Here is a 26957-nt window from a genome sequence, read left to right on the forward strand (position 1 = left end):
TTTGCCCAAGCCCCTTTATCAAAGCTTAGTCTTAGCTATTCTCTACTTCTTGCTATTAGGCTACTGCCATTATGAATTTGTAGGCAAGCTTTTTGATTACATGAAGTTTAATTCTGAGCTTGACCTTCTTAAGGTGTTTGTAAGCATTATTTCTATAGTTTTAATCTATATTGTCTCTTACTCTAACCGCTTAAAGTATACGTATCTTCAGCTAGTCTATTGTCTGCTGTTAATTCCATCGCTTGTGCTATTTGCGTTTGGAGGTGGCGGGTATGATTTTTACTTGACTACCATGATGGCGTGTCTTCTGATGTTACTGGCATCAAAGCTGTTTAGACCCAAAGTAATTGTATCCCACCAAATAAATACCATTGTACTGTCAAGGTTGCTCCTGCTGATGATAGCGCTCTATCTGTTGGGGATTATTGCTCAGGGTGGTTTATCTTATCTAAACTTTAACCTTTCTAAAGTGTATGAGATTAGAGATGAAGCAAACAGTAGTTTGCATCCAGTGTTTGCTTATTTAAGCCCCATTGTAGGGAAAATATTCATACCTCTTGTCATCGTGATGTCGGTAATTCAGAAGCAGTATTTGTATGCGGCTTTAGGGGTTGCAAGTTCGATAATGGTATTTGGCTTAACGGCTCATAAATCGCCACTTATTTACCCAATACTGATATTAGCTGTTTATACTATCCCCAAGAGATTGATCGCGCGGTTATTAGCTGTTGGCGCTATTAGCCTGGTCGCAATATCGATTCTGGACTTTACTCTTAAGCAAGAGTTAGACAGCCCATTATTAGGTTGGTTTGGCTCATTAATATCGCGCCGGGCTATTTTAATTCCTTCTCACTTAAACATGCTTTATCTCGAGTTTTTTAGCAATAACCTTCATTATTACTGGGCTGACAGTCGCCTAAGCTTTGGGTTAATCGAATCTCCCTACCCAGTGACAGCAGCATTTTTGATGGGCCAAGAGATTTTTTCAGACCCTGAGCTATCAGCAAACACTGGTTGGGTCGGTTCTGGATATGCTAATGCAGGATTATTTGGGGTCGCATTTTACTCACTACTAGTTGGTGTTATTATTTCCTACTTTTCCTCTTTGGGGGAAAGATGTGGTGAACGATTCATTTTCAGTGCCACCTTCATTTTAATGATAACCATAATACTGTCAGCAGATTTAACTACCGTAATACTCACTCACGGGCTAGTAGCGTTTCTCTTAATTACGATGCTAATAAAAAGAAACGCGTTTCATTAATACTAAGAAGCTTTAAAGAGAATTTATTTTGCAAACAAATGACATGCATATTTGTCACCTTACATCCGTTCACAACCGCTCAGATACCCGCGTTTATTTGAAAATGTGTGAGAGCTTAAAGTCTGCCGGATATAAGGTATCTTTGGTTGTTGCCGATGGCCAAGGAGATGAAACCAAAGATGGTGTCAATATTTTTGATGTTGGCACAGCTTCATCTCGCTTTAGCCGCATACTTAAAATGCCAAAAGAAGTGGCTGTTAAAGGTCTTGAACTCAATGCACACGTTTACCATATGCATGACCCTGAGTTACTCACAGTAGCAAACTTACTGAAGAAAAATGGCAAAAGAGTTATTTTTGATGCTCATGAAGATTTCCCTAAGCAACTATTATCAAAGCCTTATTTATCAAAACCAGTAGCCAAGATTCTCTCTTTTGCTGCTGATAGTTATGAGAAGTATAAGGTGCCAAAACTAGATGGCATAATCGCCGCGACCCCGGTCATTCGCGACAAGTTTAAGAATATGAATAGCAATGTGATAGACATTAACAACTATCCTATTCTTGGCGAGCTTAAGCGCTCAGGCAATGTTGAGAGAGAAAGTTACTTTGCCTATGTAGGTGCATTTAGTAAAATTAGGGGAATTGTTGAACTGGCACAGGCTTTGTCGATTAATACTAGTCTCACGCTGAAAGTGGCAGGTAAGTGTCAAGAGCAAGAGACTCTGCGACAGGTAAATGAATCCCTAGGAGCTGGAAATATCGAATTTCTTGGTTCTGTAGACCGTAAAGGTGTTCAACTCCTGTTGGAAAAGGCAATTGCAGGGCTGGTTACCTTCCTACCAGAGCCGAATCATGTTGAAGCTCAACCTAACAAATTGTTTGAGTATATGTCTGCTGGTTTGCCGGTTATCGCGTCAAACTTCCCTCTGTGGCGTAATGTTGTTGAAAAACATGAATGTGGTATTTGTGTTGACCCAACAGATCCCCAGCAAATAGCGGACGCGATGCAGTTTCTGGTGGACAACCCTGAAAAAGCGAAACAAATGGGAAAAAACGGGGTCGCAGCCGTTGAGAGCAAGTATAGTTGGCAACCTGAGTTTGCCAAGCTTAAAGCATTTTATGAAAAGGTTTCACAATGAAAGTTCTTACCGTGATAGGGGCGCGGCCGCAGTTTGTTAAGGCCGCTGTAGTTTCTAAAGCTCTTAGAGAAATACCTGGTGTTAAAGAGATCATCGTTCATACGGGACAACACTTTGATGAGAATATGAGTGATATCTTCTTTACGCAAATGGAGATACCTAAACCAGATTATAATTTGGATATCAACTCTGGTTCTCATGGCGTGATGACAGGTACAATGTTGGCAGAAATAGAGTCTGTTATACAACGCGAAAAACCAGATTGGGTCCTTGTTTATGGCGATACAAATTCTACCTTAGCAGGGGCTTTGGCTGCGGTAAAACTTCATGTCAAAGTTGCTCATGTTGAAGCTGGCTTAAGAAGTTTTAACAAAAAAATGCCAGAAGAAGTGAACCGGATACTGACAGACAATATTAGTGATGTGCTGTTTTGTCCAACTAAAACGGCAATGGCAAACCTCGAGCTGGAGGGGTATGCCCAAAAGCCGGCCCAAGTCATTGAAACCGGTGATGTCATGTATGATGCTGTGCTTCATTTCAAGGATAAACCCTCTGATAATGAAGTTTTAAAGGATACTTTGGCAAAGCACAGTAAGTTTGTACTGGCTACCATACATCGCGCTGAAAACACAGATAGTGAAGAGAAGCTGCGCAGCATATTTTCTGGGTTAGAGGAAATAAACCAGCAAATTCCAATTGTTATGCCTATTCACCCGAGAACAAAGCAGAAATTAGCCGAGCATAATATCAGCACCAATATTGATCTGATTGCTCCTGTTGGTTACGTCGAAATGTTAAAGCTCATTAATGCAAGTAGCTTTGTTGTAACCGACAGCGGTGGCCTACAAAAAGAAGCGTATTTTTTAGGGCGTGAGTGTATTACTGCACGGGAAGAGACTGAGTGGGTTGAGCTTGTTGAAGCAGGTATAAACACTCTGGTCGGCTCTGATACTCAAGCAATGATCAAAAAGGCATCCCAGATTATCAATAGCGCAGGAATAGACAATCAAGGCCAGCTTTATGGAAATGGCTCAAGCGCAAAGGAAATAGCAAAGTTTTTAGCAGGTAACCATGAATAATAAAGAGCAATTAATCTCTCGTTTTGAGTCACGTTCAGCAACAATAGGTATTGTTGGCCTGGGTTATGTTGGTTTGCCTCTACTTTTGAGGTATAGCTCCATAGGCTTTAATGTGATCGGTATCGATATAGACCCCAATAAAGTCGAGCAGATAAACTCCGGTAAAAGCTACATAGAGCACATCGCTTCAGATGCGATAGCAGCAGCGGTCACTGGCGGAGCTGTCGCTACTTCAGACTTTGCTCAAGCTGCGAAGTGTGATGCCATTATTTTATGTGTTCCTACTCCGCTTAATAAATACCGAGAGCCGGATTTAAGTTACGTCACATCGACGATGGACTCATTACTGCCACACCTTATATCGGGACAGGTGTTATCTCTTGAGAGCACCACTTATCCTGGAACTACCGAGGAAGAGTTGCTTCCTCGGATTGAAAAGTGTGGGTTTACAGTGGGAGACAACTATTTCTTAATATACTCACCAGAGCGCGAAGACCCAGGCAACCCCGATTTTCAAACTAATACAATCCCAAAAATTTGTGGCGGTCATACCAAAGAATGCACAGAAGTCGGTATATCGTTGTACTCACCTGCTATTGATAGTGTGGTGCCTGTTAGCTCCACTAAAGTGGCTGAAATGACGAAGCTACTCGAGAATATTCACCGAGCAGTGAATATTGGCTTAGTCAATGAAATGAAAGTAGTCGCTGATCGTATGGGAGTAGACATTTTTGAGGTGGTTGACGCTGCAGCGACAAAACCTTTTGGCTTTACTCCTTATTATCCAGGACCAGGTTTAGGCGGCCATTGTATCCCTATAGACCCATTCTACCTGACTTGGAAAGCCAGAGAGTATGGTTTACATACCCGCTTTATTGAGCTCTCTGGTGAAGTGAATCAGGCCATGCCAGAGTACGTTGTTAGTAAACTGATGGATGGTCTAAATGACTCCGGTAAAGCGCTCAAAGGGAGCAAAGTACTGGTCTTAGGGATCGCATATAAGAAGAATGTTGATGACATGCGTGAATCTCCTTCCGTGGAAATCATGGAGCTCCTAAGAGCAAAAGGGTGCGATGTATCTTACAGCGATCCTCATGTTCATGAATTTCCACGAATGCGTGAGCATGATTTTGATTTACGCTCTGAAGAACTAACAGCTGAGTCGTTGAGTGAGGTTGATGCTGTCGTATTGGCAACCGATCACGATAAGTTCGATTATGAATTGATCCTCGAACACGCTCCTTTAATCGTTGACACACGTGGCAAATATAGAAGTGCCTCGCAGAAAGTTATAAAGGCCTAAACCATGAAAAGATTCGCACTAATCGGAGCTGCCGGATACATTGCTCCTCGCCATCTCAAGGCTATCAAAGAAACCGGTAACGAATTGGTTGTTGCCATGGATACTAATGACTCTGTGGGCATAATGGATAGCCACTTTCCCGAGGCCGAGTTCTTTACTGAATTTGAGGACTTTACCGCCTTCGTTGAAGATCAAAGTATGCAGGGCAAAAAGCTTGATTATATTGCTATTTGTAGCCCTAATTACCTCCACGCGCCACACATGAAGTATGCCTTAAAAAATGGTATAGACGTTATTTGTGAAAAGCCTTTAGTACTTAATTCTGCGGATATGGATATCTTGAAAGAGTATGAGGAGAAATACAGTGCACAAGTTAACTCGATACTTCAGCTAAGGTTGCACCCTGCGATTATCGCGTTAAAAGAGAAAGTCGCAGCCGCACCCGCTGATCATATCTTTGATGTTGACCTTACCTATATGACCTCTCGTGGTAAGTGGTACATGAAGTCATGGAAAGGGTTCGACCATAAGTCTGGCGGGGTGGCAACGAATATAGGCGTACATTTTTACGACATGTTGCATTTTGTATTTGGTAAGTTGCTGAGTAATGAAGTGCATTACCGTGATGAAAAAACAGCAAGTGGCTACCTCGAGTATGAAAAAGCACGTGTGAGGTGGTTTTTATCCATTGATGCGAATAACTTACCTGAAAATGCCGTAAAAGGTGAAAAGCTCACCTACCGTAGCATCACCATAGGTGATGAAGAGCTAGAGTTCTCTGGCGGGTTTACGGACCTTCACACACAAAGCTATGAGTATATCTTGAAAGGGGAAGGCTTTGGTGTTGATGAAAACCGGGTCGCCATAGAGACAGTCGAAGCAATTCGTAAACAGCCTCTAGTAGATGCCGGTGATCGCGCTCATGCTCTGCTAGCGAAGGTGCTCTGATGACGGTTATGATTCACGAAAGCGCAATAGTCGACGAGGGAGCCGAAATAGGAGAAGGTTCCAGAGTTTGGCACTTTGCTCATGTATGTGGGCAAGCTCAAATAGGTAAAGGCTGCTCGCTAGGGCAAAATGTTTTTGTCGGTAACAAAGTTACGATTGGTAATAACGTTAAAGTACAGAACAATGTTTCAGTCTATGACAACGTTTTTCTTGAGGATGATGTGTTTTGTGGACCGAGTATGGTTTTCACGAATGTTTACAATCCTCGCTCATTCATTGAACGAAAGTCTGAGTACAGAGATACGTTTGTCCGAAAAGGCGCCACGTTGGGAGCCAACTGCACAATTGTGTGCGGTGTAACCATTGGTGAATATGCGCTAGTAGGTGCAGGTGCTGTGGTCAACAAAGATGTAAAAGCTTTCGCTTTGATGGTTGGCGTACCTGCACGTCAAGTTGGCTGGATCAGTAAGTATGGTGAGCAGCTAGATTTACCCCTTGAGGGAAGCGCAGAAGCTCGTTGTGTACACACTAACGAGCTGTATTCATTAGTGAATGGTAACCTATCGATAAAGGAAGAATAAATGCACTTTATTGACCTTGAAGCACAATATAAGCATTTACAAAATAAAATTGATGCGCGTATAAAAACGGTTCTTGAACATGGTCAGTACATCATGGGTCCTGAAGTACGCGAGTTAGAGCAACAGCTAGCCGATTATGTCGGTGTTAAACATGTGATTTCATGTGCGAATGGAACCGACGCATTAACACTGTCTTTAATGACATTGGGGATCGAAGAGAATGACGCGGTTTTTTGTCCAACGTTTACCTTTTTCGCCACCGCCGAAGTTATATCTTACGCTGGTGCGACACCTGTTTTAGTGGACTCTGATGAGGACACATTCAATATCTGCCCCGTCCATCTTGAGAAGCAGATAAAAAGCGTAGTTGAACAGGGTCTTTATACACCGAGGGCAATTATAGCTGTCGACTTATTTGGCCTGCCAGCAAACTATCCTGAGTTAGAGCGTATCGCTGAAAAGTATGGGCTCAAACTCATCGAGGATGCGGCTCAAGGGTTTGGAGGCGCTATAAACTCACGCCGAGCTGGTAGCTTTGGTGATATTGCTACAACAAGCTTTTTCCCTGCTAAACCTTTAGGTTGCTATGGCGATGGCGGTGCTATTTTTACAAATAGTGACGAATACGCAGAGTTGTTAAGATCCTACCGTGTTCATGGTAAGGGAAAAGACAAGTATGACAATGTGCGTATAGGAATGAATAGCCGGTTAGATACCATCCAAGCGGCCATACTACTGGAAAAGCTGGCAGCATTCCCAGAAGAGTTAGAGAACAGAAATAAAGCAGCACAGCGCTATGAGGAGCAATTGAGCGGTAAGTTTAAAACTCCTAAAGTGCCCTCAGGTTACCTCAGCTCTTGGGCTCAGTATACGTTAGTGAGTGATAACCGAGAGTCAGATATGCAAGCTTATAAAGCACAAGGTGTCCCGACTATGATTTACTACGGTACCTGCATGCACCAGCAGAGTGCTTTTGCTGAATTAGGCTATGAAGATAAAGACTTTCCTGTCGCCACTAAATTGGCGCAGTCGGTGTTTAGTCTGCCCATGCATGGATATTTGTAGTTATTTGATTTTTAATATTTTAAAAGGATTTTTAATGCCAAAGCAGTTGTTTATTGTTTCATTATTCGTAAGTTTATTATTTGGATGTGGAAGTAACCAAAAGAGTGATGAAACAACTCCCCAACCTCCGTCACAAAAAGTAACCATTGACGTAGACCTGATAAGTGATCTTCCAGATACTGCGATAAGCTCTCAAGCTTTTTCTTTTGAGTTCGATTCAGCTGTCAGCATATCTCCGCCAACAAGCAGCGCTTTCACAATTTTGCTTAACGATAATATCGTTAGTGAAAGCACCAGCTATTCTATGGGTGATAGTGTTCGATTTACTGCTACAGCGCCAAGCAAGCCTGGTGTCAGGCTCGAAGAAAGTATTACACTAGGCAATATAACGTTTGCCCTTAGCTCATCGTACGAACCGAAAGAGTTGTCACAGCAAACGCAAGCCTACTTGAATAACTTGGATAAGCAACTTGCTTTCATTAAAAGTGAGCCTCACTTGCTAGTGAATGGTTATTTGGTGAGTGATAACGATGTTAACTCACATCGTTTTACCACTACATTTGCATCACATAGCAACGGTGTTGATGTTCCTGAGGGGTGGCTAGTAGGAGCAAGTTCACTCCATGAAATTGACTTCATATTTGACGGCAACAATGTTTACCTGACCACAGGTGGGTTTGAGCAAAAGAAACCCATTCAAACAGGTGAGTTTCTGCCTGATTACCCAGAGTTTTATGTCGCCCAAGCAAACTCTCAGGGAGTCGAGGTCCGCTTAGCTTACTTGCATAGTAATGCATACTTCATTAACTCGTTAATTCGTGCCTATGTGATGAGTGGCAAGGCGGAGTATCTAGAACTAGCAAGGCAAAATGGCCTGTATCTAGCTAACCGCGTTTTAGCAGGGGAAGGTCAGTATGCAAGAAGGTTTCTTACAGAAAGTGCGCCTTTGCCAACAGGAATGGATAACGGCATCATTGTGGAAACATTGTATCTTCTTAGTAAGTACACTAATGATCATGTCTTCCAAGTCAAATTGGAGCAGTTGAGCAATGCTTTTGAGCATACGACTGAAGGCGTGTGGAATCATTGGACTAACTCAGTTATTGGCTTACTTTACGCGGAACGGGTAACTCAACCACAAGATTCGTTTGCCAAGCAGGTAATAGCTGATAACTCGCCGTCGCTATTGGCACAAATAGAGAACTTTAGCGGGCTCATTCCTTACGTTATGAAAGAGTCCTCTGCGAGCTATCCAAACTTCAAAAAAACGTACCATACTTATGACATGATGCTAGTAGCCAAATTGGAGTGGCAAACTAAGCAGAACTTAGGCTTTAGCAGCGTGTTTCAAAGCATGCTTGATGAAGCTGTGGTTAATTATGGTCCCTACTATGCTAATAACGTAGAAGCTTTGCTGTACGCAAAGTACGCTTTTGATTTTGATGCCACGAATTGGCTACAAACTAATGAGGCCTTTTTGGATAGAGAGGCTAATTCGCTTATTGGTGCTGTATCGTTGATTCGTGCGAACTCAGCCTATTTAGCATTGGCTCAACGCGACTACTATTAAGCCCGACTAGGCTGTGGCGATATCAATCGCCACAGCTTATTACTTACTCCCCCTCACAACTTTCTATATCTCTTTGATAACATGATGCAAGAAACGAGAAAGTCTGTGCAAAACCGTTGCTAAAATACTCTGGCCATTGAAAGCTAGGGTGTCTATAGCGACTCGAGGCTGGTCCAGTGTAAGTCTCTATTAAAGCATGTGACAATGGGAAGCTGTTTGCTAGACGTCGCATTCCCTGAGCATACTTCTGTGAGCCAGAAAATGCGTAATAACCAACTAATAAGGTTCCTGATAACTCAAATGGACCATAGCCGTTGTCATCTCCTAGAGTCGAGTATGAGTAACGGTATAAGCCATTTCTGCCATCCAAATAATTAGTTTGCAGTAGTTGAAACTCTCCCTCTGACTCGCGTGTTTGTAGCGCATATGTTTCAAATGTGTGCCTGAACCCTGCTAATGCATCTACATAAAGACTGTCATTATTTGAACCGGCCGCATCAGCAAATGATTTAAGCCAAAGAGGCATTCTGTGAGAGTGAGAGGAGTCTATTGCTATATCGCTGACTTCTGAGCGCTCTAAAGCTGAACCTAGAGTGGCGTGACCTGCGTAAGCGTAATCTCGGTGATCATGCCATTGACCCTTTTGAAAAAACCAAGCAGTGCCATCAAAGCTACCTTGAGTGGTGATCACTTGCCTTGTCACCGCTTTAATTTCGTCTGCAGGTCCATACTCCTGACCTAAAGCGCTCTTGATGAAAGCTAAATCATTCATTATTGCCAAAGAAAACATTTCTTCATCAATAATGGCGCCATAGTAGGCGTAATCATATGCGGGCGAGCTAAGTTTCCACTCTAGTCGTTGCTTAATGCCTGTGAACTGCAAAGAAGCGTCCCAATGAACCGCATCAAGGTTATACCATAGCTCATTTAAAGCGCTTTCTATTCGCTCTAGCAACAGTAGGTTTACAGTCTCATTCTCTGACCAGCGTGATGACTCAATTTGTAGTTTTAGATATTGACTAACGAAATACAGAAACTGAGTTTTTATAACTCGGTTTTCAATATCCTGTGGATAGAAAGCACTTTCCACATTGGCGAAGAATTGCTCAAAGTTATGGCGAGGGTCATCGTTAAAACGCTCTTTATGTTGATACGCGTAATGCATGGGTAGCATTAATACATTGGCCGTATCATATGCATAGTCACTTTGCCAAAGCGGCTCCGATGTAATTAAGTCGGTTATATTTTCTTGCCACAATTGCTGCACCTTATCACTGTGTAGGGTGGTGGGCTCTATCGGGGGCTCAGGTTTGGTAGGTGGCTCTGTTGTTGGGTCAGAGCCTCCACAGGCTGAAATTAATAAAGATGAAGTAAGCAAGAGTGAAAGACGCATTATAAATCCTTTAAGGCCTTCATGGGCGTTAGGGTGAGAGCAAGCAATACTAAATAGTTAAATACCATTATTGCACTGTATCCTAGCAAAAACGTACTGATAGTGAAGTGCTGGGTCGTGGTGGCAATGGCGAAAAGAATGATACCTGAGCCCCTAAATGCATCCCAAAACATCATTACTTTGTTCTTTTCAAGCATATTAAGGGTGTTGGAAATAACACCAATAGAAAGTTGGCAAAAAAACATGGGTGTCAGCAACAGGATAAAATCAGCGACACTAAGCCACTTATCGCCGAGGAATGTAGTGACTAAATATGGAGCTGTTATAGCTAGGGTCGAGAAAAAGAGTAGAGATAAAGCCGAGGATTTGACCAAAGTCGCTCTAAATAGTCGCCATTTTGCGGTGTTCAAATCGCTGTGTGCAAATTCGCTATTATACACTTGAGATAGCGCTTGCCCTATGAGAGCTGTTGGCGCCGCCAGAATTCGCTGAGTCATGAGAAAGAGTCCTGCACTAGCTGCGTCATAGTTAATACCAATAAAGATAGTGGGCATTTGCATACTAAAGGTATTTAAAAGGCTCGCTGGGGTTGTGTATTTAACAAAAGGTTTGCCCTTGCGTAAGGTCGCCAAAACCTTGCGTTTACTAAATGCAATATTTTCTATCTTGGTTTTATATAGGAGGTATCCACACGCGTAAATGCGCCCAAACACTTCACCGATTATTAGCCCAAGAGGCAAAACAAAGGCAGCAGATTGAGCCGCACCTTGGGTAATTGCTCGAGCAACCTTTGCGCGTGATGCCGAGCTAAAATCTTGTACTGAAATGGCAAAGTTAGTGAATAAGTTAAAATAAGCTAGAAACAGCGCCGCTACAGGAATCAATAACGCCGCAACAACACTTATATTTAGGGTATTGGCAATATCACTTTTAAATATGAAAAAAACTGGCAAAAACAGCAAGCTCATCAATAAAGCAATAAACACCACCCCCAGCTTCATTCTCTGTCTTTGGACTTGAGAGCGTAAATTGAAAAAGGACAGCTCCAGCTTGCCTGTGAAGAGAATCGCTAAAACTGCGCTGCAGCTCATAAGTATGCCTAATTCTCCAAAGGCTTCTTTAGAATAAAGGCGAGCCAAAAGTGGAGTGAGTGCTAGCGTTATAACCTGAGCTAAAACACTGCCTGATAGCAGCGTTAGAACTCGTTTAATAAAAGGTGAAAGCATTGAGAGCCTTTGCTTGTTTCGCGATCTTAAAGTGGAGTTTTTTTGAGCCTCTGTAGTTTACTTGGTTGTATTAATGTCGGCAATCTCAAAGGTGGGCTGAATGTGGTATCAAAAAACTGCGAAACCATAGCAAAGCTAGAAGTTAACACCGAGTTTTAGGTTAAAAAGCGTGTGGGCTTGATGTAAACTATAGGGACTTCCCACAGACAGAACCGCACATGTTAAATACTGCTTTTAGTCCTTGGCCCTCTTACTCAGAAGAGGAAGCTGAAAAGGCAAAACAAGTCCTGTTGAGTAACAAAGTGAATTACTGGACAGGAGACCAGTGTCGCTCATTTGAAAGGGAGTTTGCGGACTTCGCTGACAGTCAATTCGCCATCGCTGTGAGTAATGGTACCAACGCGCTTGAATTAGCATTGCACGGAATCGATATCCAAGCTGGTGACGAGGTGATCGTTCCCTCTCGTACCTTCCTTGCGACTGCAACAGCAGTCATTACTGCCGGTGGTGTCCCTATATTTGCTGATGTACTCAGCGATTCCGGTAATATTGACCCCGACTCTATCGCTTCGCTCATAACTGAGCGAACTAGAGCGATTGTTTGTGTACATCTTGCTGGGTGGCCTTGTGATATGGATCGGATTATGGCCATCGCAGCGCAACACAAGCTTTTTGTAATAGAGGACTGCGCGCAAGCACATGGTGCCAAATATAACGGCCGCTCGGTCGGGTCTATTGGTGATGTTGGTTGCTGGTCTTTTTGTCAGGATAAGATTATGACCACGGGCGGTGAAGGTGGCATGGTCACTACCAATGAGCAACAGCTGTGGAGCCGAATGTGGTCTTTTAAAGACCATGGGAAAAGTTACGACGCGGTCTACCATCGTCAGCATCCACCCGGATTCAGGTGGCTCCATGAAAGCTTTGGTACGAACTATCGTATGACCGAAATGCAGGCTGCGATTGGTCGCATCCAATTAAAGAAAATGTCGCAATGGACAGCGCAGCGCAACGACAATGCAGATACGATCCGTGAGGCTCTGCAAGGTATAGAAGCAATTGAAGTACCAGTCTATCCAGCGAATATAATTCACGCTCAGTACAAACTGTATCTTTATATCAAACCTGAGCGCCTCTCACAGCATTGGCATCGTGACCGTATCGTCGCTGAAATAAATGCCCGTGGTGTCCCTTGTTATCAAGGCAGTTGTTCAGAGATATATTTGGAGAAATGCTTTGACGATGCAGGTCTCGCCCCGGCACATCGATTACCTAATACGAAAGCACTTGGAGAGCGAAGCTTAATGCTATTGGTGCATCCCACGCTCACATCACAGGAAATTGAAACCACAGTGGCGGCTTTAAAGTCGGTGTTAACCGAGGCTATGGGGTAAAGAGTGAAAAGAGTTTTTGATATCGTTTTTTCCGCACTGCTTATATTGCTGCTAGCGCCGATATTATTCATTACGGCGGCTTTAGTGGCGTTGAAACTTGGTCGACCAGTCATTTTTTCTCAGGTTCGTCCAGGGTTGCACGGCAAACCATTCAAGATGTTCAAGTTTCGCTCCATGACTGACGGTAAAGATGAGCATGGGGAGTTACTCAGTGATGAGCAGCGGTTGACTCCATTTGGCGCAAAACTAAGAGCCACATCATTGGATGAACTTCCTGAGCTTTTTAATATCTTAAAAGGAGATATGAGCTTTGTTGGCCCACGGCCTTTGTTGATGCAATACCTGCCTTTGTATAACGAGAGGCAAAGTAAGCGCCATAATGTGCGTCCTGGACTAACAGGGTGGGCGCAAATAAACGGTCGCAATGATATGTCTTGGCAGGATAAGTTTGAACATGATGTGTGGTACGTGGAAAACCAAAGCCTAGCATTGGATATCAAAATTATGTACCAAACCTTAGGTAAGGTCATTAAAAGCGAGGGCGTTGTGGCTGAAGGGCAAGCAACAACTAAGTTTTTTGAGGGTAATGATAAGTAATGGACGCAGAACAGGTTCAACAACGAATTCGTTTTTTACTACATGGCTGCGACCATGCATATCGCGAATATTTGCAGCATAACAAGGCCTATGCTTACGCTCATGCGCTGTATTCTTATAACCAGCAACTCAATACGCTTATTATGGAGCTTGGGCACCAGCTGGATGAGCCCGCGCAACAGGCTGCATTGCGTCTTAGTTTACATATCAATATTTGGTCACAGCAGTGGCGTGAGTTACAACAGAGCCTAAAACCTACTTTAGAGCAGCCCTTTGTTTTTAACTCGATACACCCCTTACCTGCAGATGCAAAAACATACTTTTTCTCGAGCTAGCAGTTTATGAAAGTACTATTCCTTGCCAAAAAAGGCGACGACGCAAGTAGCTCGGCACTGAGTTACCTACATGATAAAGGCTTTGATGTTGAACATCATTTTGGCGAGTGGGGTGATAAATTACCTCATAGCGCAGCCCAATGGCGGGGAGATATTATTATTTCCTACCTTTCACGCTGGATAGTGCCACAAGCTTTGCTTGATAGGGCTAACATAGCCGCCATCAATTTTCACCCGGCACCGCCAGAATACCCAGGTATTGGTTGTAATAACTTTGCTCTGTATAACAACGAGAAAACCTTCGGCGTAACCTGTCATCACATGAAAGCCGCAGTTGATACAGGTGAAATTATCGCCACCAAAGAGTTCGACTTAGATGCATCAGACAATGTTGAAAGTATATTGAAGAGAGCATATGATGCGCAGCTAGCTCTTTTCCAAGAAGTGATAGATACCTTTGTAAAAGACGGCAAATTTGCGGTTGCAAACAAGCAATGGGCACGAAAGCCGTATACCCGAAAAGAGTTTGAAGAGTTATTTATCATCACTCCGCAAATGGATGCGGATGAAGTCCAACGACGGGTTAGGGCGGTGAGTTTTCGTCAATATCAGCCTTATATCAAGTTGCATGGTCATACATTTAAACTGGTACCTAACGAAGCACAATAATAGTGTGGTGAATTAACATGAATAAATTTAAAAACAGCGTTAGCAAACGTCAGCAAGGCTTTTCTTTGGTTGAGCTATTGATAGTGATGGTTATTATTGGTCTTTTGGCATCACTAGTCGGCCCGGCTATGTTTGGCAAATTAGATTCCTCAAAAGTAAATACTGCCGAAGCGCAAATGGATTTGTTAGCCACTGCGTTAGATACATATCGCCTCGATGTGGGGCAGTACCCAGAAAGCCTGCAAGGTCTAAGGGTGAGTGATGATAAACGCTGGGATGGTCCTTATTTGCCTAAAGATGTGCCTATGGACCCATGGGATAACCCTTATGAATATAAGCGTACCAGTGAAGGGTTCGAACTTTCTTCTTTAGGCCGTGATGGTAAAGAAGGCGGCACTGATATTGACGCTGATATAATTTACTAAGTGACGTTTATGCGCGATTTAAGCAGTATCGTAAGCTCGGTATCACAAAACCCTGCTTTCCAATCAGAATACCCTAGTGGATTCAATAAGCTAACTAATGCTGAAGAGGTATTAGTTGGTTTTTCCGGTTTAAGTGAGGAGGAGGTCATTGCCGCAATTGCTGAGCATTTTAACCTTCAGCTTATTGATTACGGGAATGCGATAGATTTTATAGATGAGTTTAAAGTGCAAGATGCATTACATAACTCGGATATAGAATGGACGTTTCTTAAAGGTAAAAACTGGTACCCATTAAGTAGGGAAGACGACAATCTTCACATTCTCACTAACCGACCACTGTGCAATGCCGCGAAAAACTTTTTGCGCCTAGCCGATGTGCAGTACACGCTCATAGTGACCGACAAAACTCTGTTACAAAGGGTTGTTTCTATTGTTGAAGGGCTCGAAAACGAAGCTAAAGAAGCAAGTGAAGAGCTAGAAAAAATCAGAGCGCTTGCATCAGAAACCCCTGTTGTGAACTTGGTTAATTCACTCATATCTCGGGCTCTTGATATGGGGGCCTCGGATATGCACGTAGAACCAACGAAAGAAGGCGGAATTGTCAGAGTCCGGGTAGATGGCTTGTTACACAAGCTTGATACTATCCCAGCCTCCCTTGTTTTGGCGGTTGTATCGCGCTTAAAAATACTCGCTGACATGGATATTGCTGAAAAGCGCCGTCCACAAGACGGTAAAATTGCGCTAAAACACAAGAACATTGATATTCGTGTGTCTTGCTTGCCGCTTAATAACGGTGAAAGTGTGGTAATGCGTTTCCTTGTTAAAGGTTCGTTGAAACTGGATTTAAATGATCTTGGTTTTCACCATGACTTAGTTGAGCACATACAACAAGACTTAGATCGCACCTCAGGGGTGATCCTCATGACCGGGCCTACCGGTTCAGGTAAGACGACGACGCTGTATTCATTCCTTGATTCACTGAACGACATTCATGAGAAAATAATTACTCTCGAGGATCCTGTTGAGTATGAAATCGAAGGGATTAACCAAATTCAAGTAAAACCTGATATTGGGTTCGACTTCGCTGCGGGTATTCGTAGTATTGTTCGCCAAGACCCTGATGTGATCATGGTCGGTGAAATTCGAGACAGTGAAACGGCGCGTATCGCCATGCAGTCAGCGCTAACCGGCCACCTTGTATTCAGTACCGTGCACACCAACGATGCACCCAGTGCATATGTCCGATTGATAGATTTAGGTGTTGATGAGTTCTTGCTAAATTCGGCGGTGGTTGCCATTTTAGCGCAGCGACTAACTCGTAAACTATGCGAGCACTGTAAAGAGCCAGACCCTCATGCCACAGAGCATATTGCAAAGTTAGAACTTGATAAACTAGCGCAGCAATGTGGTATCGAAGATATAACCATAAACCGTGCTGTTGGTTGCGAACACTGTAAAGGAACGGGATATCAAGGGCGTTTAGCGATATTAGAGTATCTGCCGAATGTCGATCATATTAAGTCATTGCCGAAAGACAGTAATTTCGCTCTCAGTGCCGAGCAATTCATGCGTAAGCAAGGCTATCGTAGCCTTAAGCAAGATGGCCTATTAAAAGTACTACAAGGGCAAACCACCATTGAAGAAGTCATGAGGGTTGCGGGCTAATGGCGACAAAGTTCAAGGCGACTTATCTAGATAAGCAGGGGCACAAACACCAGAAAATCATTCAGGCTGAGTCAGAAGCGCTTGCTTACAAATCCCTTACGGATATTGGTTTCTCACCTACTGATATTAAGCCTCTACGCAAAAAGTCCAGCAGCAGCTTGTTCGCGCCCAAGGTGAAATCCACCGACATTGAGACGTTAACTACAAACTTAGCCTCGCTACTGGGGAACGGCGTCAATCTAGATAAAGCCTTGGGCTTGTTGATGAAATCCGCCGACAATGAACAAGTTGAAGAGCTTTTACAATCATTACAAATTTCCGTGCGTGGCGGTGCAGCCCTTTCGAGTGCGCTAAAGAAGCACCCTAAGCACTTTGATGAGCTGTACATTAAACTGGTTGAGTTAGGTGAAGCCACCGGCACAATTGGTGAGGTCATGAAAGGCCTGAGTGAACAGCTGAAATTTAAAAACCAAATGCAAAACCAAATAAAACAAGCCATGTCATATCCGATGGTTATTGTGTTTGTGTGTATTGCATCTTTGGCGTTTATTTTAAAAGTCGTCGTCCCGCAGCTTTCGTCAATGCTTGACGGCAGTAAAGAGCTTCCTGTGTATACCGAAGCCTTGTTAGTTGCCAGCAATTGGATTAATTCCTCATATGGGCTTATTAGCCTTGCTGTCATTGCAGCTCTTATCACTATGCTGTTTACGTCAAGCCAAGCATTCGCCAAAGCGTTCCGCTCTAGGTTGCTAAAAGTATGGCTTAAAGCGCCGCTCATCAAAGGGTTGCACACTTTGGCTGAGCAGTCGCGCTTCACTTCGGCGATGTATGTGTCTTTACGTAGTGGGTTGAACTTAACCAGCGCAATGAAACTAGCTTCGAACACGTTAAGTAGCTTATCTCACCGAGCTCGAGTGCAGATGGCCTCTAAAGTCATCCAAGGGGGAGAGCGTTTCTCTAACGCCATAGAAGAGGCTAACGTTCTCGAGAGTATGGATATTGGCTATTTGGAGATTGGCGAAGAAACGGGCGACTTAGCCGGTGCCTTTGATGAGGTCAGAACACGAAAAATTGAGCAATTTAATTTAAAGCTCAATAGCTTGCTAAAGATTCTAGAGCCGATGCTGATTTTAGTCATGGGGGTCTTAGTCGGGGGCGTTGTAATCATTATGATGCTGAGTATTTTGAGTGTTCAAGATGTCACGCTCTAATCTGGGATTTACCTTAATAGAGCTGCTTATTGTTTTTTCGTTGCTTGGCTTAGCGCTGTCGTTTGTTGTGCCGCTAGGAATTGACCAGCTTGATAAAATTAGACAAAAAAGCGATGAAAAAACCACTCTCAGCCTAGCGCGAGCGGCGGTTGATTACGCTTTTTGGACAAACCAAGCGCAAACACTCACTTTTGACAACAACACCGTGATGCTAGCGCAAAATTCCGAGACAGTCCGAACGCTGGAGTTAAATACTCAGGTGCAGCGCAAAGAAGAGTTCACTATCAGCCCCAGTGGCGAAATTACTGGGTGTATCGAAAGTGAGCGTTTGCAATTTTTGCAGCAAGCATTAACGAGCTTGGAGCTGTGCAGTGAACAATATTAAAGGCTTCAGCTTAGTTGAGTTGCTCGTAGCGGTAACCATTGCCACCATGGCGATAGCATTGACACAATTAATATACAGCAACTTCGTTAACTTCGAGATTAAAGCGAGTAAGCGGATCAATGAGCTTGAAAGTGTATTGACTCTACGTGACGAAATTATTATTGCGCTCGAAGACGAGCAACGCTCCGGCACCATAGAGTTACTAGGCAAGCAATGTAATTGGAACAGCGAAAAGCGAGAGCAATACACCCCAAGCCGCTTTGATATAGACGCGGGTGGGTATATTAACAGCCGCTATTCATATCAACTGATTGATGTTGAATTTTCATGCGTCAAAGATGATGTAAGTTCACAAACGTTTAAATTTACTCACCTGTTATGGTTGAAAGATGCGCAGCAACAATAACGGCTTCACATTAATTGAAATGCTTATCTCAGTCACCATCTTAGCTATGGTGCTAACGTTGAGCTATCAAGCTTTTGGTCTGTACTTGAAAAATTTTGGCAGCACTAAATCCCTGATAAGTGGTGCACAAACAAACTTAAAGACGCAACTTAAGCTACGCTACTCCATAGCCAGCATGATGGATTACTATGTTGATGATGGCAGCGGTGAGACTATGCTGCTGTTAAGTACGCAAAACAATACCCTTCGCTACGCCTCGAATTACTCTGTACTCGGCTTTGGCAATGAGGTAGTGACTACACTGGCAATGAACGAGCAGCAGCCAAACGAGCTTGTTATTACTGAGTGTGACTTAGCCCAAAATTTAATATTAAGTATTTCTCAGCAGATCGAGCAAAGCTCATGCCGCAGTGAAGTTCTGCAGCAGCCTGTTAGTGACTTTACCATCACTGCCATAGAGGCAAAGCCGATAATAACCTTTGATGATATCAGTGAATCATACGTTGAAGCAGAGGCGCAGCACCTATTGCCGCGAGCGATAAAGGTTTCATACACATACCAAGAGACCCAATACCAAAGTGTGTTTCGAACCCACATTAGAAACTTACCAAAGTACAAGCGACAGGTCGTCGAGTTTCATCAGGTGGGGATTTAACATGCTCAAGCGTCAAACAGGGATTGCCCTTTTTTCTGTATTGTTAGTGGTTGCCTCTCTAGCTGCGTTTTCTGCTTATTATTTAACGGTGACCAAGCAAAACCAGCTGCTGTTAGAGCGCATTCAAAATCGAATGCGGGCAGAACTAAAGGCCGACTCTGCGATGGCACAGTTAAAAATGGACATTATAAAAGGCACCGCTCGTAGCGCAGATATCAGTGTTGAGTCATTAAATTCATTCACCAATCAGCAAGAGCTTGATGCGCAAACAACCACATTTAATTACTATGGTGCTCCCTTTACCCTTAGCGATAATGTTCAAGCGAGTGTCTTAGATGTCGCTTCGTTGATCCCCTACAACAATCCAAAAGCGAGCATTATCGAAAGGTTGCTAATGCAGTTAGGGGAAAGTGAAGAAACCGCAACGCGTGCCTCTGAATGTCTGCAAGATTGGACCGACTGGGACGATTTAAAGCGCCTAAACGGCGGCGAGTCATACAGCTACACTTCGATGAGCAAAGTGCCACCGCGCAATGCGATGTTGATGTCTAAAGCTGAGCTACAACTTATCTGTGGTTGGGATAAAGCCTTAGTCGATAAAGTGTCACCTTATCTAACGCCGTATAATTACTTTGATTTCTATCCAGTCATGGCTGACCCTGTGTTAGTTGAAGCCTTTTACCAAGACCAAAGTGCGGCTGAAAAAGTATTAGATATGCGCTCTCGCATGGCACCTACAGAAATAGCAAAACAACTGGAATCCCCCAACGCATTGGGCGTACGGTACACTCTCTCAGGCGCGTATCGCTTGCGTGTCGAGGCGCATGTTGGTAAGGTTTCGGCCTCCCGGGAGCTTGTACTTGACACTAATTTCAAGTATAAGAACGAACCCCCTATAAGCACGTGGCATTGGGTAGTAAATTAATATGCAATTTGATTGGCGAGCAAAGTTATTAGCGCGTTGCTATTACTTTGATGGACAAAGTGTTTATGATAGCAAAGGAAGTGAAGCCACTCATATTCCGGCCTACGCCGTGGTGTTTGTGACAAGCCAATGCTATTTAGCAGATCAGCGTCAACTACCTGGAACGGGTAAAGAGTTAGGTAAAGCTATTAAGCTGTATAAAGAGCATCAAAAGCCATTTCCTTCACCGCTAGTTGTTGCCGACAAGCAACAAAAAAAGGAAACAAGCTCACTTGTTAACTTTTTCTACCTGACCGAGTCAGCTGTTGCCACGTTGCAGCAAAAGTTGCAAAGCAGCTGCTTTATTATCCCTGAAGAATTACTTTTACAGCACCAACAGCAGGGTGCCTACGAATTAGCATTTAATGGTTATCGTTTAAGTAGTGCGCAACTAGGCATGACCCAGACAGATAACCCACTTGAGCTAGGTGAGTTGGTTAGCCAGCAACAGTACCAAGTCATCAATAGTGTCCAGCAGTGGCTGCAAATGCTGGTCGAGTTTGCTCAACCTAAGCATGTGTTACTGCTGGGTCAGTGCCAACTGGTAAAGCAAAATAAAAACTTTATCGAAAAATATGAACAAGCGCTCACTTTGACATTACTTGGGGTGTGCTTATACGGCGCTGCCAGTGCGGGGTTTCTTATCTATCAGCAATACGATATAGAGGCCCATATGCAAGCGCAAAAGGAGCAACAGCAACAGCTGATAACAGCGCAAAGTGAATATCAAAATCAGCTTGATACCTACGACTCTATCCGGGCACCATTTCAAACGCCACCGCAAGTAGCTTCAGCTATGGCTGCACTTAGTGATGCTTACAAACAAGCAGAATTTGATATCGAGCGCGTCAATTACTCTAAGGATATTTTCAGAGTGATGGGGAAAGCGCAAGATCCGGTAGCCGTTTTTGAAGCCTTTAACCAACACCCGAATATGCATAATGTGGCGTATATTACCCCAACGGTTAAGCGCGGTAAGCTCGCCACGTTTAATATCTCCTTTACCACCACACCAGGAGAGGGGCTGTAATATGGTGCCGTCATTTATCGATTACCTGAAAGAGAAAAAGCAGGTACCCAGCAAGCAAGCTATGTACTTATATCTAGTGTTGCTATTAGCTTCGGCAAAGTTTATTGTGCAGCCTTTATTTGAGTGGCGAGCGGAGTTGGCGCAGGAGGTTGAGTCTCAATCTTTGCAATTGAGAGACATCGCTTCAGTGTCGCAGGCTAAAGATGACTATCAGCAGTCTACGGAAGATTTAAAATCGATTATTAGCGCTGTTGATAAGCATATTTTTAAAACTAAAAGCATTCAATCTTTACAGCTAGACCTACAACGTAAACTTGAGCCTATTCTCGATGAACTCGAATTGGATCAAGAGCGGGCGAATTGGCAACCTATTGCCTTGAAAGGTGATATTAAAGCGGTCAAGTTATCGCTGTCCTTGGATGGTCGCTCGCAAGGCTTTATGGACTTAGTGTCTAAGTTAGAGCAAAACACGCCCAAGCTATTGGTAACAGATTTCTTTGTCCGTTCAATGGGTCGCAATGACAAGCTGAGTATCAATATAGGTATTGTCGCCTATTACCGGGAGCAGTCATGAATCTCAAGTTTGTATTAGCTGGCCTTGCGGTTGCATTGATAGGCTTTGACTTATATTCAAATGTATTAACGGTAAAGCATGCTCCGAAAGAATATAGTTACGAGCTCAGTGCTCCGCAGCAACCCGCCGAGCAGGCGCTTGCCGAGCATCAATTTGAATATGATATCTTTGGCAAAGAGCTTGAAGAGCAAGAGCAAGCCCCGGTTGTACAAGGCCCAAGTGAAACCTTGCTAGGTAAATATAAAGTGGTACTTAAGGCTATTTCCCTCGAAGAGCAGCAATTAATCGCGCTTATCGATGTGCAAAATTTAGAAGAGCCACTGACGCAAGTAGGGAGCTTAAAGAAAATCAACCAAGGGCAAAAAATTGCTGGGTTTGATGTAAGCGCAATTACCCTGAATAAGGTTGTATTCACCCAAGGTGAGCAACAGGCAGAAATTAAAATTTTTGATGGTGAAAATAATGGTTAGAGTTCGAAGTCTTGCATTAAGCGTGATGACTCTCGCAATGTTAAGTGCCTGTGCAATGACAGAGCAGCAGCATGAGCCTGTGAAGATTACGAAGTCAGCGTTGGCCAAACAGCAGCAACAGCGACAAGAGCAAACAGTAAAGTATCAAGATTCAGATAGGCAGCGCCAAGTTAAGTCTTTACAGCCAGTTCCCTACGATGCGAAAGAGTTCAATAATGATACATCGGTATTTGTGCCACCTATTGAGGACAAGGATACCGTTGTAAATGTGTCAGCTAACCAGCTCGCACTGCCTGACTTTTTACACCTAGTCATGGGCGAAAATTTAGGCCTGAACTATGTGATTGATGACCAATTGCAAAAGTCGCGCGACACCATCACCTTAAATTTGCCGCAAGGGGTAAGCAAAGAAAAGCTGTATGAAATTACGGTGAACCTACTGCTTGATAAAGATATGATTATCGAGCCGCGTAATGAAGTGCTGTTCGTGATGCCGCGCCCACGTGATGCGCAAAGCAGATTGGCACTAGGCGCTGGGCGTCAACTCTCTGATATTCCAAAAACAGATGGTCAAATTTTACAATTTGTACCCTTAGAATATGTCGATTATGGTTCGCTTACGCGTATCATCAAAACCCTGACTAATGCAGACTTTAGATATAACAATACCCAAAACGCGTTATCAATAACAGGTACATATAAAGAGGTTGAGCAGGTTATAAAAATAGTCAACGCTTTTGATAAGCCATCATCGCGTGGTAAATACATTCGCTTGATTGAGCTGGTGTATACTAAGCCTGAAGACTTCAAAGAACAATTAGCCACCGTAATGGATGCCGAGGGCTTAGCTACATCCGGCAGTATCGTGGTTACACCTATGCCACGTATGCGCTCAATATTAGTGCATACCTCCTCGCAAAAATTGTTAGAGCGTATTGAGTTTTGGGCTGAGCAACTGGATGTACCGACATCCAGTGATGGTCGCCGCTACTTTACTTATTTCCCTAAAAATATTCGTGCCGAAGATTTAGGCGAGAGCTTAAAGCAGTTATTTGGGCTAGAGGAGTCTGCAGAACCTGAACAGACACAAAACCGCAACCGGGGTCGCGGTGGTCAAGAAGGTTATGTGTCTGATGATATTTCCATGGCGGTAGATAAAAATCAAAACGTGTTAATGTTTTATACCACACCGTCAAAGTATCACGATGTTGTTGAGCTTATAGAGCAAATAGACATTCTACCGGGGCAGGTACTTATCGAAGCCGCAATCACCGAGGTGACCTTGGAAGGGAACTTTAGCTATGGCGTTGATTGGTCATTGGCCGATGGTGCATTAGTAAATGAAGACAGCCCAGGTAAGGGCAGTTTGCTCAATTTCAGTGGTGGCGGCTTGAGTTACACGCTCTCAGGGGTGGATTACTCGGCAACGCTTAACTTTTTGCAGGGCCAGTCTCGGGTTAATATTTTATCGAAGCCGCGTATCTTGGTAAAAGATGGCTCGTCGGCAAACCTTAACGTGGGTACTGAGATCCCGTTATTAACACAGACCTCGTCTGATTTAGATTCATCTCAAGACCGGGTAGTGCAAAATGTTCAATACCGTAATACCGGTGTAACCTTGAGTGTGACCCCCACCATTAATGCCCAAGGGGTGATCAGTGTAAAGGTCAATCAGTCTGTGTCCGAGGCCGGCGAAAACAAATTATCTGGGGTCGACTCACCCATCATTCTTAACCGTAGCTTCAGTACCGAGCTATTAGCTCGTGATGGCCAAACCATCGTACTCGGGGGCTTAATCAGTGAAAATAACTCGGACAGCTCCACGCAAGTGCCACTGCTAGGTGATTTACCTTTGTTGGGTAATCTTTTTAAGAGCCAAGGTGATAGTTCGAACCGGGTCGAGCTGATTGTTATGTTGACGCCGCGTATTATTCGCAGCGATGACCACATTAACGAATTACTCGACGTGATGACACAAGAATTCAAAAGTTTGGTAGTTGAATAAGTCTTTTGAATTCAATGGGTTATTAAGTTGTGATTAAGGTTTAGGAAATTTTTTGCTTAAAAAAACGGCAAACAAACGTTTTCTACTGTTAATAGATTGTATTTCACAATCGATTGTTTTACTGTACGGGCCTGTATTTAAGTTATCACCATAACGAAAAAGTGTTTGACACCTTTGTCAGAACTGGCTTAAATATAGTTGCCTTAATTTGATCAAAGGGCATTTTGGTTAACCAAAATATTCCGAATATTCAAGGAGAATATAATGAAATTTAATAAAGCTCTGCTTTCTTTAGCAGTTGCAGGTGCGCTAGCGACACCTCTTGCTGTTAACGCTGCAGCTAAAATCGTTGTTAACGACTCTCGCGTAGGTCTTCCTGCCGATGACGTTAACGGCGTAACTTACCCAACTACTGCTAACTCTGTGCCAGTAGCGCGTGGTATCCAAACTAATGGTGGTTCTTACATCCCAAGCGACGATGTAACTGTTGACCAAGTGTATGTACGTGATGACGGCAATGCGACTATTTCACAGCGCGATATTACTTTCGCTGGTCCTATGCCTGCTTCAGCACGCCCTTCTGTATCAATTGCTTACGCAACAGACGTACAGCTTCCGGATGAAGGCACACTTCGCTTCCAACTTGATGGCACTGCGGGTGGTTTCGATCCTAGCACTGCTAACTCAATCAAATTGTTGGCGCAGAACGTAGACACTATCGGCTACACTTACTTCGACGCGAACAACGTTCAAACTGCAAATGCAATTGGTAAAATTGCATACGGTGCGGCTACAGCTGCTCCTACAGTAGGTTCAAATGCTGGTGCTCCAGCTCCTGCAGCACTTTTTGACGACGCGGCTAACACTACTACTATCCTAGGTGTTGGTGCATTCGTTACTGCTAACGCTGACACTGGTAGCTTCGTAGAAGTAGGTCAGTCTTTCGACTATGCTGACGAAGACAATGATGGCGACGTAGACTACGTAACTGTACAGCTAGACACTGTATCAGTAGCTAACGGCACACGTTTTGCTCTTGACGGTTACCGCACTTCACGCAGCGCAATCGCTGGCGGTGCAACTGCTGTTGAATTCGTATACGTAGGTCCAGGTACTGACGGTGTTGCTCAAACAGCTGATGACGTATGGCGTCTAGCTTACACTGACGGTGCTAACGAAGTACTTAACGCTGATGGCGATAGCTTCACTGCGTCTACTCAAGATGTTTCACTATCTTTCAACTCTGGTGAAGCACTTCCACGTCGCACTCAGTTATACCTAGCGCTTCCTTCAGGCACAGAGTACGAGCCAGTTGAGTTCGTAGTAACTGAAGGTTCAGCAATTGGTGATGAAATTAACGTTTCAATCCCAGAAGCGAAAAACACCGCAGGTGTTGATATCGCTGCTGCAATCGCTGGTCAAGCTCCTGCTGTAACTATCGGTTCAGGCCTTGCACTAACTGTAGATGAAGCAACTTCACAAATCGACGTAGAAGCTGACGCTGGTTCACGTCTTCAGTTCGTAGCTGAAGGTGGCGCTGGCCTTGGTGATACTGACCTAGAAGTTTCTCGTGCAGACGTTGTACTAGAAAACGAAGCTGACTACGGTATCACGCTTGACGCTGGTGACTCTTTCGAACTAGTACTTAAGCGTCTAGACGAAGAGAACTCTGACGCTGTTGAATCTGTAACTCTTGGTTCAGTTTCACTAACTCAGAATGCTGACGGTTCTTGGACTACTGGTGACCAAGACTTCGGTTCAGGTCTAAACCTTCTTACTAACCAAGACTTCGAAATCAACGTAGACGGTGAAACTATTCTTTACCCTAACGTTGACAGCGCAGTTGACTGGATGGCTGAGCTAGTTGTTACTGACGACGGCGCAGACGCTGGTGAAGTAACTTCAGGTACTTATGTAGTACCAGTAGGCGAAAACGCTGAAGGTAAAACGCACACTTGGACTATCAACGGTCTACAGGCGAAAATCCCTTACCTATACAACATCAATGCTGACGATTGGTCTTCAGTAGTTAAGATTGTTAACGAAAGCGCAAACGAAGCAAACGTTTCTGCTAAAGTTATCCTTGGTGAGCTAGGTAACAAAGCGTCTGCAGTACTTGAGTCTGGTGATTACCAAACTGCTGTTGATGCAACAACTGGTCGTCTAGAAGGCGGTTACACGTTCGATATCGAATCACTAGGTCACGTTCCTGCTGAAGGTCACCTAACGTTCGACGGTAAGCACATCATCGAGAGCCTAGGCCTAGATGCTGCGACTAACTATCACATCGAAATCGAGCTACTTGTTGAAGCTGCGCAGAACAAAGTACACGTTGCTGCACAGAACAAGAACCCGAACGGCCGTGCCGATTCACCAGTTCTTTACTTCATCAACCAAACTGAAGAAGTTAGCTGTAAGTACAGCGACACTCGTGACGGCAGCGTATCTCCAAATACGTTCGACGACACACTTCAAACAGAAACTTGTACTTCACGTACAGTTGATGGCCGTCAATGGCAGTAATTTAAGTTAGGTAACTAACTTAGAAAAAAAGGCACCCCCGGGTGCCTTTTTTATTGCCTTCATTGCAAATTCATGACGC

The 26957-nt window shown here is 43.8% G+C and carries 26 protein-coding genes; 24 read left to right on the forward strand and 2 right to left on the reverse strand.

Features of this window, described 5'->3' with window-relative positions; all coding sequences use genetic code 11:
* Window position 1: 1 nt before the first annotated feature.
* From FIU82_RS01940 to FIU82_RS01975, 8 genes are read left to right on the forward strand one after another with little or no spacing between them, the layout of a single operon-like run.
* Window positions 2–1264, forward strand: a complete 1263-nt coding sequence (locus FIU82_RS01940) for a hypothetical protein (RefSeq protein ID WP_152440188.1) — start codon at window positions 2–4, stop codon at window positions 1262–1264.
* A 28-nt stretch (window positions 1265–1292) separates the two neighbouring features.
* Window positions 1293–2405: a glycosyltransferase family 4 protein gene (locus FIU82_RS01945; RefSeq protein ID WP_216651818.1), complete on the forward strand. Its 1113-nt coding sequence runs from the start codon at window positions 1293–1295 to the stop codon at window positions 2403–2405.
* Window positions 2402–3484 (forward strand): non-hydrolyzing UDP-N-acetylglucosamine 2-epimerase, encoded by a 1083-nt coding sequence (gene wecB, locus FIU82_RS01950; protein WP_152440189.1) that lies wholly within the window; start codon window positions 2402–2404, stop codon window positions 3482–3484. Before FIU82_RS01945 ends, wecB begins: the two co-directional genes overlap by 4 nt.
* The gene (locus FIU82_RS01955) at window positions 3477–4787 is read left to right on the forward strand and encodes a nucleotide sugar dehydrogenase (protein WP_152440190.1); all 1311 of its coding nucleotides are present in this window, start codon (window positions 3477–3479) and stop codon (window positions 4785–4787) included. The genes wecB and FIU82_RS01955 overlap by 8 nt, the downstream gene beginning before the upstream one ends.
* A gap of 3 nt (window positions 4788–4790) precedes the next feature.
* On the forward strand, window positions 4791–5735 hold the full coding sequence (locus FIU82_RS01960) for a Gfo/Idh/MocA family protein (protein WP_152440191.1): 945 nt from the start codon (window positions 4791–4793) through the stop codon (window positions 5733–5735).
* Window positions 5735–6316: an acyltransferase gene (locus FIU82_RS01965; RefSeq protein WP_045980384.1), complete on the forward strand. Its 582-nt coding sequence runs from the start codon at window positions 5735–5737 to the stop codon at window positions 6314–6316. The genes FIU82_RS01960 and FIU82_RS01965 overlap by 1 nt, the downstream gene beginning before the upstream one ends.
* Window positions 6317–7381 (forward strand): DegT/DnrJ/EryC1/StrS aminotransferase family protein, encoded by a 1065-nt coding sequence (locus FIU82_RS01970; RefSeq protein WP_152440192.1) that lies wholly within the window; start codon window positions 6317–6319, stop codon window positions 7379–7381.
* A gap of 34 nt (window positions 7382–7415) precedes the next feature.
* On the forward strand, window positions 7416–8951 hold the full coding sequence (locus tag FIU82_RS01975; protein WP_152440193.1) for a hypothetical protein: 1536 nt from the start codon (window positions 7416–7418) through the stop codon (window positions 8949–8951).
* Between the two features lie 43 nt (window positions 8952–8994).
* Here the strand turns inward: FIU82_RS01975 and FIU82_RS01980 are convergent, their stop codons facing one another.
* Together FIU82_RS01980 and FIU82_RS01985 are read right to left on the reverse strand one after the other, a co-directional pair.
* Window positions 8995–10344 carry a hypothetical protein gene (locus FIU82_RS01980; protein ID WP_152440194.1) on the reverse strand — a complete coding sequence of 450 codons (1350 nt, stop codon included), beginning with the start codon at window positions 10342–10344 and terminating at the stop codon, window positions 8995–8997.
* Window positions 10344–11570 carry a lipopolysaccharide biosynthesis protein gene (locus FIU82_RS01985; protein ID WP_152440195.1) on the reverse strand — a complete coding sequence of 409 codons (1227 nt, stop codon included), beginning with the start codon at window positions 11568–11570 and terminating at the stop codon, window positions 10344–10346. Before FIU82_RS01985 ends, FIU82_RS01980 begins: the two co-directional genes overlap by 1 nt.
* Before the next feature lie 218 nt (window positions 11571–11788).
* On the opposite strand from FIU82_RS01985, the gene FIU82_RS01990 reads away from it, so the two are divergent.
* From FIU82_RS01990 to FIU82_RS02065, 16 genes are all read left to right on the forward strand, one after another.
* Window positions 11789–12964 carry a DegT/DnrJ/EryC1/StrS aminotransferase family protein gene (locus tag FIU82_RS01990; RefSeq protein ID WP_152440196.1) on the forward strand — a complete coding sequence of 392 codons (1176 nt, stop codon included), beginning with the start codon at window positions 11789–11791 and terminating at the stop codon, window positions 12962–12964.
* A gap of 3 nt (window positions 12965–12967) precedes the next feature.
* Window positions 12968–13561 (forward strand): sugar transferase, encoded by a 594-nt coding sequence (locus FIU82_RS01995; RefSeq protein ID WP_045980378.1) that lies wholly within the window; start codon window positions 12968–12970, stop codon window positions 13559–13561.
* A complete protein-coding gene (locus tag FIU82_RS02000; RefSeq protein ID WP_138508566.1) occupies window positions 13561–13896 on the forward strand; it encodes a hypothetical protein in 336 nt (111 codons plus the stop codon). Before FIU82_RS01995 ends, FIU82_RS02000 begins: the two co-directional genes overlap by 1 nt.
* Before the next feature lie 6 nt (window positions 13897–13902).
* Window positions 13903–14565 (forward strand): formyltransferase family protein, encoded by a 663-nt coding sequence (locus FIU82_RS02005; RefSeq protein WP_151173249.1) that lies wholly within the window; start codon window positions 13903–13905, stop codon window positions 14563–14565.
* Between the two features lie 17 nt (window positions 14566–14582).
* Window positions 14583–14990 (forward strand): type II secretion system major pseudopilin GspG, encoded by a 408-nt coding sequence (gene gspG / locus FIU82_RS02010; protein WP_045980376.1) that lies wholly within the window; start codon window positions 14583–14585, stop codon window positions 14988–14990.
* Between the two features lie 9 nt (window positions 14991–14999).
* Window positions 15000–16655, forward strand: a complete 1656-nt coding sequence (locus tag FIU82_RS02015; protein WP_152440197.1) for a GspE/PulE family protein — start codon at window positions 15000–15002, stop codon at window positions 16653–16655.
* Entirely contained in the window at window positions 16655–17866 is a 1212-nt protein-coding gene (locus FIU82_RS02020) for a type II secretion system F family protein (protein ID WP_152440198.1), read from the forward strand. The genes FIU82_RS02015 and FIU82_RS02020 overlap by 1 nt, the downstream gene beginning before the upstream one ends.
* Complete coding sequence (locus tag FIU82_RS02025; RefSeq protein ID WP_045980373.1) at window positions 17853–18251, forward strand: Tfp pilus assembly protein FimT/FimU; 399 nt, start codon at window positions 17853–17855, stop codon at window positions 18249–18251. The genes FIU82_RS02020 and FIU82_RS02025 overlap by 14 nt, the downstream gene beginning before the upstream one ends.
* Entirely contained in the window at window positions 18238–18657 is a 420-nt protein-coding gene (locus FIU82_RS02030; protein ID WP_152440199.1) for a prepilin-type N-terminal cleavage/methylation domain-containing protein, read from the forward strand. The genes FIU82_RS02025 and FIU82_RS02030 overlap by 14 nt, the downstream gene beginning before the upstream one ends.
* Entirely contained in the window at window positions 18641–19312 is a 672-nt protein-coding gene (locus FIU82_RS02035) for a prepilin-type N-terminal cleavage/methylation domain-containing protein (RefSeq protein ID WP_045980371.1), read from the forward strand. Before FIU82_RS02030 ends, FIU82_RS02035 begins: the two co-directional genes overlap by 17 nt.
* A gap of 1 nt (window position 19313) precedes the next feature.
* Window positions 19314–20237, forward strand: a complete 924-nt coding sequence (locus FIU82_RS02040) for a general secretion pathway protein GspK (protein WP_045980370.1) — start codon at window positions 19314–19316, stop codon at window positions 20235–20237.
* A gap of 1 nt (window position 20238) precedes the next feature.
* A complete protein-coding gene (locus tag FIU82_RS02045; RefSeq protein ID WP_152440200.1) occupies window positions 20239–21306 on the forward strand; it encodes a hypothetical protein in 1068 nt (355 codons plus the stop codon).
* Window position 21307: 1 nt separating this feature from the next.
* Window positions 21308–21880 carry a hypothetical protein gene (locus tag FIU82_RS02050; RefSeq protein ID WP_152440201.1) on the forward strand — a complete coding sequence of 191 codons (573 nt, stop codon included), beginning with the start codon at window positions 21308–21310 and terminating at the stop codon, window positions 21878–21880.
* Window positions 21877–22350: a hypothetical protein gene (locus FIU82_RS02055; RefSeq protein WP_152440202.1), complete on the forward strand. Its 474-nt coding sequence runs from the start codon at window positions 21877–21879 to the stop codon at window positions 22348–22350. Before FIU82_RS02050 ends, FIU82_RS02055 begins: the two co-directional genes overlap by 4 nt.
* Window positions 22343–24355, forward strand: a complete 2013-nt coding sequence (locus tag FIU82_RS02060) for a secretin N-terminal domain-containing protein (RefSeq protein ID WP_172972690.1) — start codon at window positions 22343–22345, stop codon at window positions 24353–24355. The genes FIU82_RS02055 and FIU82_RS02060 overlap by 8 nt, the downstream gene beginning before the upstream one ends.
* A 264-nt stretch (window positions 24356–24619) precedes the next feature.
* A complete protein-coding gene (locus FIU82_RS02065) occupies window positions 24620–26878 on the forward strand; it encodes a hypothetical protein (RefSeq protein ID WP_152440204.1) in 2259 nt (752 codons plus the stop codon).
* The last annotated feature ends 79 nt before the right edge of the window (window positions 26879–26957 follow it).

Origin of the sequence: Pseudoalteromonas sp. THAF3 (assembly GCF_009363775.1) — a bacterium.
Lineage (GTDB): Bacteria > Pseudomonadota > Gammaproteobacteria > Enterobacterales > Alteromonadaceae > Pseudoalteromonas > Pseudoalteromonas ruthenica.